Source organism: Candidatus Protofrankia californiensis (assembly GCF_900634765.1).
In the GTDB taxonomy this organism is placed as follows: Bacteria; Actinomycetota; Actinomycetes; order Frankiales; family Frankiaceae; genus Protofrankia; species Protofrankia californiensis.
In genome coordinates this window covers 21,138-27,740 of record NZ_CAAAFT010000354.1, presented here as the reverse complement: position 1 = coordinate 27,740, position 6,603 = coordinate 21,138, and the positions used below count along the sequence as shown (strand labels likewise).

The 6,603-nt window shown below is 70.5% G+C and carries 4 protein-coding genes; 1 reads left to right on the top strand and 3 read right to left on the bottom strand.

Going from position 1 to position 6,603, the window contains the following annotated elements:
* The first annotated feature begins 233 nt into the window (after positions 1–233).
* Positions 234–2,435 (top strand): putative bifunctional diguanylate cyclase/phosphodiesterase, encoded by a 2,202-nt coding sequence (locus tag DD1DGNOD_RS18405; protein ID WP_131767706.1) that lies wholly within the window; start codon positions 234–236, stop codon positions 2,433–2,435.
* A 127-nt stretch (positions 2,436–2,562) separates the two neighbouring features.
* On the opposite strand, the gene DD1DGNOD_RS18400 is transcribed toward DD1DGNOD_RS18405, so the two are convergent.
* Genes DD1DGNOD_RS18400 through DD1DGNOD_RS30560 form a run of 3 tightly spaced genes read right to left on the bottom strand, consistent with a single transcriptional unit; the run spans position 2,563 to position 6,184 of the window.
* Positions 2,563–3,342, bottom strand: a complete 780-nt coding sequence (locus DD1DGNOD_RS18400; RefSeq protein ID WP_131770700.1) for an energy-coupling factor transporter transmembrane component T family protein — start codon at positions 3,340–3,342, stop codon at positions 2,563–2,565.
* Positions 3,279–6,047 carry an ABC transporter ATP-binding protein gene (locus tag DD1DGNOD_RS18395; RefSeq protein WP_241255822.1) on the bottom strand — a complete coding sequence of 923 codons (2,769 nt, stop codon included), beginning with the start codon at positions 6,045–6,047 and terminating at the stop codon, positions 3,279–3,281. Before DD1DGNOD_RS18395 ends, DD1DGNOD_RS18400 begins: the two co-directional genes overlap by 64 nt.
* An 8-nt stretch (positions 6,048–6,055) precedes the next feature.
* Positions 6,056–6,184: a hypothetical protein gene (locus DD1DGNOD_RS30560; protein WP_283234723.1), complete on the bottom strand. Its 129-nt coding sequence runs from the start codon at positions 6,182–6,184 to the stop codon at positions 6,056–6,058.
* Positions 6,185–6,603: the final 419 nt, after the last annotated feature.

The following is a 6,603-nucleotide window of genomic DNA, read 5'->3' as shown; positions in this document are numbered from 1 at the left end:
AGTCCCCGGGCCGTAGAAGGCCAAAGGCGAAGCGATCATGTTTTCGCACCCGGGAGGCCCGGACCCCGAGTCGCCAGCGGACACACCTGCTACCACAGCCTGACGTTCTGTGCGCACCTGGCTGCCGCTACACTCGCCATGCGATCAGGAAGGCCATGCGATCCAGAAGATAGCGTGACCAGCCGAGATATGCACCGGGCTGACAGGCGCGAGGAGATCCGTTGGTCGCTAGCATGACCGGCTCTGTGGCTGACGTGGTATCCACCGGACTGCTGGTGGCGACGTCCGACAACCGTGTGGTCTGGGCGAACCGGGCCCTGCTTGATTTGGTGGCCACCGGCGGTGGTGTCGCGTACGACATTGCCGCCGGTGTGGTAGGCGACGGCATTGCCGGTGCCGCGCATGACAGCGCTGCCGGTGTCGTGCGCGACGGTGCCGGGCTGGTGAGCACGGTGGGCGGCGGGTACTGGCGGGGTGAGCCGGACGCCGATCCGGTGTATTCCGCCCGTGTCGCGGTTGCCGAGGCCGGGTTGCCGTTGGCCGGGGTCGTCCCGGACACCGAACCCCGCGAGGCCCAGTGGCAGGCACCAGACGGCACCACACGCTGGTTGGAGGTCCGTGCCCGGACGCTGGCCGGCGGTCGTCCCCCCGGGCTCGGGCAGGTGGTCTCCGACGGTTTCGTCCTCTACGAGATCGCCGACGTCACCGGGCGCCGCCGCGAGGAGGAGACCTTGCGGCTTCGTGAGCGGTGGCTGCGCCATGTCGAGACGATTGCTCGTACCGGCATCTGGGAGTGGGACCTCGTCACCAACGAGATGGAGTGGTCCGACGAGTTGCTGGCCATGTTCGGCTATCCGACAGACACCCACATCGACTACGACACCTTCCAGTTGCTGGTGCACCCCGAGGACCGGGCGACGGTCGAGAGCGTGTTCGACCAGGCGATCGCCACCGTCACCCCGGTCGAGGTCACCCACCGCATGTATCTGGCCGACCGGCTGACAGAGTGTGTGCTGGAGTGGCGCGGGGATGTTCTCACCGACGACTCCGGCACACCGATCCGGATCATGGGTACGGCTCACGACGTCACCGAGTTGATCCGGATACGCCGTGAGCTCGCCCACGCCGCCGCGCACGAGCCGCTCACCGAGGTGCTCAACCGGCGGGCGACAACGGCCCTGCTGGCCGAGCGCCTGGCTGCCGGGGTCGAACGCACCGGTGCGCTGCTGCTGGTTGACGTCGACAACTTCAAGATCGTCAATGACCTGCGCGGCCACTCGGCCGGCGACACGGTGATGCGCTCGGTGGCCCAGAGTCTGGGTGAAACGCTACCGGCCGCCGTCATCGGCAGGCTCGGTGACGACGAGTTCGCGGTGGTCCTCCAGACCGGCGACGGGCTGGACGCGCTGGCTGTCGCGGACACACTGCGCGAGCAGGTCGCCCGGCATACGGTCATGGTGGATGGTTTCGCGGTGCGGGTGACGGTCAGCATCGGCGTCGTGTCGCTGTCGGCCGTGGGCGACTGCGACACCGCCCTCGCCCACGCCGGGCTCGCCCTGTCCGAGGCCAAGGATGCCGGGCGCAACTGTGCCCGGCTGTTCACTCCGGAGCGGCACGAGTACCTCACTCGGCGCACCCTGGTGGTGCAGCGGATACGGGACGCTCTCGACGCCGGTCTGCTGGCCTTGGACGCACAGCCGGTCGTGGATCTGACCTCGCACGAGGTGCAGGGATACGAGGTGCTGCTGCGACTGCACGACGGTCAGCATCCCGAGCTCGGTCCGGCCGAGTTCATCAGTGCGCTTGCGCACAGTGATCTGGCCTTGAGCCTGGACCGCTGGGTGGTGCAGCAGACGGTGGCCGCGCTCGCCTCCGTCGCCGCCCGGGGGGCTCGGCTCCGCCTGCACGTGAACATCTCCAGCCGGTCGGTCGAGGACCCCGACTTCGCCGACTTCGTCCTGTCCGCGCTACGCGCCGCTCGAGTCGATCCGTCCCAGCTCGGTATCGAGATCGCCGAGAGCGTGGCGGTCGCCGCCGCGGACGCGGTACGCCAGCTCGCCGAGACCCTCACCGGCGCGGGCTGCCGGTTCACCCTGGACGATTTCGGGGTCGGGCTGGGCTCGTTCGTCTACCTGCGAAACCTGCCCTTCACCAACGTGAAGATAGACGGCGATTTCCTGCGGCACGTCGACACCTCCCCGGCTGATGCGGTGCTGGTGGACGCGGTCGTGCGCATTGCCCGCTGCCTGGGCATGTACACCATCGCCGAAAGCGTCGACCGTGAGTCGCTGGCGCCGGCACTGCGTGATCTCGGGGTGGACTACGCGCAGGGATTCCACCTCGGGCCGCCCCGCCCGTTGACGGAGCTGCTGGCCGGGACATCCGATGCGGACCCGCAGACCCACGAGGCCGGCCTCAACAGTTTTCTCGGCTGATTTCCCGGTTCCCTCTTCTCCGGTTTCCCGGGTTGATTTCCTGACGGTCGGAGACGGGGCTGACCGGACAACCAGCGCCGACCAGAAGGGTTGTTGGGCCAGCCAGCCGTATCAGGAAGGTCGCCGGCTATACCAGGAAGGTCGCCACGGCCAGCCCGACGAGCGCCGCGAGCGCCGCGGCGTCCGCGCGCCGCGGGTGCGCCGGCTGGTGCGCGACCGCGCCGAAGCCGCCACGGGCGACGATCGCCTCGGTCATCTCCGCGGCCCGCCGTAGGCAGGTGACGATCGCCGTGCACAGCAGCTCGGTCGTCGATCGCGCCTGAAGCGGCAACGCCGCGAGCCGACCCGCCATCCGGCGGTGGCCCGGCCGCCGCCCGACACGCAACCGCCGGACCGCCAGCAACGTGCGGATCTCGTCCACGAGAAGCGGCAGGCAGCGGATGGCCAGCGCCACCGTCGCGACCCACTCGTCGACCGGCAGCCGCAACCTGCGCAACGGCGCCAGCAGCCGGCTCAGGGCGGGCGCCAGCTCCGACAGTGGCGTGGTCCACCCCAGCAGCGCGGCCGCGGCGAACATCGTCATGGACACCGACGTCAGGCGCAGCCAGTCCAGCATGCCGCCGACGGACAGCCGCACGCCCCCGACCGTCACGAACGGCGCCGCATGCGACTGCGCGGTGAGTACCACACCGATCATCAGGCCGTACCAGAACCAGCGGGGCAGGCGCGGGGCCGCGCCGACGGGGATCCGGGCGACGATCATGGAGATCCCGACGAATCCCGCGACCATCCCGATCACCGGCCAGGATGGCCGCACGGCGATCAGCATCCCCAGCAGCGCCATTATGACCAGTTTCGTGCCGGCCCACAGGCGGTGCACCGGACTGCTGCCGGGGATGTAGCGCAACAGGTTGGGCTCGGTACGGCGGATCCGCCCGGCCGGGCGCTGCCGGGGGAACCGGCCGCGGCCTCCGGCCGGGCGCCGTGCGCGGTCGGTGTCCGGCCGGGATTGCGGGGGCACGACCACCGGTTTCCGCGCCGGTACGGAACCCGGGCACGCGGCATCCCTGACATGGGCATCTCCGACATGGGCATCGTCGGGACGGGCGCCGTCGTCGACACGGGGGCGTCGTCGGGGCGGACACCGTCACCGATACAGCTGTCGCCGATACGGACAGCACTGTCGTCGGGGCGGACAGCGCAGTCGGGGAGCGCGGCGCCTGTAGCAGCCCCCGCCGGACGCGGGTGGGGCAGCAGCGCGGGCATGCGGCACGGCGTGCCGTCGGTGAACGGTCCGTCATGGACGAGCCGTCCGGCGTCCAGGACGAGCATCCGCTCGGTGAGGCAGGCCATGCCGTCCAGGTCATGGGAAACCACCACCAGCGTCAAGCCGGTCCGGATCCGAAGGTTCACCAGAACGTCGATCAGAATCCGCCTGGACGGGGCGTCCAGGCCCGCCAGCGGCTCGTCGAGAATCATCAGCCGGGGTCGGCAGGCGATCAGTCCGGCGAGCGCGGCGCGGCGCATCTGCCCACCGGAGAGATCCTCCACCCGCCGGTCCCGGAAGAGCTCCGGGTCAAGCCCGACCGCGGCGAGAGCCTCGTCGGCGGCAGCCGCGTCCACACCGGCCGCCGCGCGCACGTCAGCACCCACGGTGGGCGCCAGCAGTTGCAGGCGGGAGTGCTGCACGGCCAGTCCGATCTCGCCGGGGCAGGCGGTCAGCGGCCGGCCGCCAAGGCGCGCCTCACCCTCCGACGGACTCAGCAGACCGGCGAGGACGGCGGCCAACGTCGACTTGCCCGATCCGTTGCGACCGCGGATCAGCACAGCCTCGCCGCTGTCGAGACAGAAGGAGATACCGCTTAGCGCCCGGCGGGCCCACGGCGACCGGGGCGAGTAGACCTGCCCCACACCGTCGAGGCAGACCAGCGCGGGCGCGCCCGCGGTCCGCCGCTGCCCGTCCGAGGTGACGGATGCGACGGGCGTGACGGATGCGACGGGCCTGGCAGGTACGGAGGATGTGACAGGAGCCGGATCCACCGGATTTGTCTGGCTTACCGGTGCGGCTGATATGGCGGGTGCGGCAGACGACGGGAGGGATGGGACAGCCGTGTGGGAGGGGACGGGCAGGGTCCGCGGCGGGCGCGGGGCGGACCCGCACGGCGTATCGCCCGCCGACGTCAGCCGGCCGGCGTCGAGGACGATCCGGCGGTGCGCCCGGTACGCCTCTGCCGCGTGATGGGTCACATGGACGACCGCGACCCCCGCCTCGCCGGGCAGTTGCGCCAGCAGGTCGGTGAGCTGGTCACGGCCTTCGGCGTCCACCATGGCGGTGGACTCGTCGGAGACGAGCAGCCGGGGTGCCCGCGCGAGCGCGGCCGCGATCGCCAGGCGCTGGAGCTGCCCGCCGGACAGCGTGGCGGTTTCGCGGTCGGCGACGTTCGCGAGCCCGACCCGCTCCAGCAGGGTCTCGACGTCGACCGTACGGCCACCGTCGGGCAGGCCCCAGACGACGTCGTCACGGACGCGCACCCCCAGTACCTGCGACTCCGGCCGCTGAAAGATCATGGCGGTTCCGCCGGTCCGGCCCAGTGCGCAGTCGCCGGGCCGCAGCACCCGCCCGTCGGTGGGGCTCCAGCCGCTGATGATCCGGGCAAGCGTCGACTTCCCCGAACCGTTACCGCCGACGATCGCCACGAACTCGGCCGGCCGGATCGTCAGGGACACGTCCCGCAACGCATCTTGCGTAACATGAGGGTAGCGGTAGGTAACTGATTCCAGGTGGACGGGCAGCGGATGCGGATATTGGCGCGCTGGCGACGGTTTCTGGTGTGCTGGCGCCGATCTCCGTGTCGATGTCCACATGGGTGCGTTCGGGTGGTCGGTCCGGGCGGCCGGTGCGCCGACGGCGAGCCGGCGCAGCACCGGGCGGGTGACCACAGCCGCGGCGAGCACGTTGACGGCGGTGTTCGCCAGCAACGTGATCGGCAGCAGCGCCCACCAGTGCGCCGCGCCCCACCGGACGATCGAGTCCGCGGTGCCCAGACCCGGACCATCCGGGTCGACGCCCAGCCGGATGGCGCTGCTGCGGGCGCCGTCCCAGCTGTTGACGATTTCGGCGAAAACCAGTGCTCGCAGGTCGGTGAGAACGCAGAACAGCGCGTTCATGCCGAGCGCGACCGGCGCCCACAGCGTGGTGAGGCCCACCACCGTGGTGCGCACGAGGCCCCAGTGGCGGCGGTGCGCAGTGCCCAGCAGCGTGCCGGTCATCATGCAGGATGTGATCGTGATCGCGAAGCCGGTGCCGCCGATGAGAACGGCCACCGCCAGCGCTGTGACCATCGCAGTGAGGGCCGCCCGCAGCCTCCAGCGCGCGGCGAGCGCTGCCGCCGGAACCGTCGCCGCGATCGTGAGCACCCAGCCGAAGGGAAGGAAACGCGCGACCATGCAGATCGCGATCACCAGATCGACCAGGAGCGCGGCTTCGACGATTTCCACCGTGCGCAGCCGCTGCCGGGCCCGCGGCGTCCTGGACGGCTGCGGCGCCGCGGCGACACCGGTAGGTGGAGGACCGGAGGGCGGGGAGCCGGCTGTGGGCATGTCGGACAGCATGGCCACCGTCAGTTCTCCGATCCGGCGGTGATCTCGTCGACGATCGTGGTCGAGCACCTACGTCCGGCGGACAGCCGCGGTGTCACCGTGGCGAGCGGGGAACGCGTCTGCTCCTTGGTCAGTTCCCGCAGGCCCACTCGCCGCTCCACTCATCTACTTGCCCCCATGCGTGCCGCACCGGACATCCAACTGTCGCATGGAACCTGCGGGGTGTTCGAACCGCCCGGCCCGAAGTCCATGCCACCTGCGACAAAGATCATGAACGCTTTATGTTGCCCGCGAAGCTGGCCACGAACGGTGAGAGACCGCAAGCCTACGAGTATGCGCCCGTGGGTCGGCCCGTCGACCGCTGATCATCAGAAGGGGATGTTCGATCAGTACTGTTAACGGCATCGTCAACGGGCAGTCCGGCGATGCGGTGCCTGCCGCCGGACCCGACACCGCATGGCCTGACGCCGCAGGCCCCGAGGCTGTAAGACCCGGCACTGGGGGACCCGACGATGCTGGGGGACCCGACAGCACTGTGGGACCCGACGGCACTGGGGGACCCGACGGC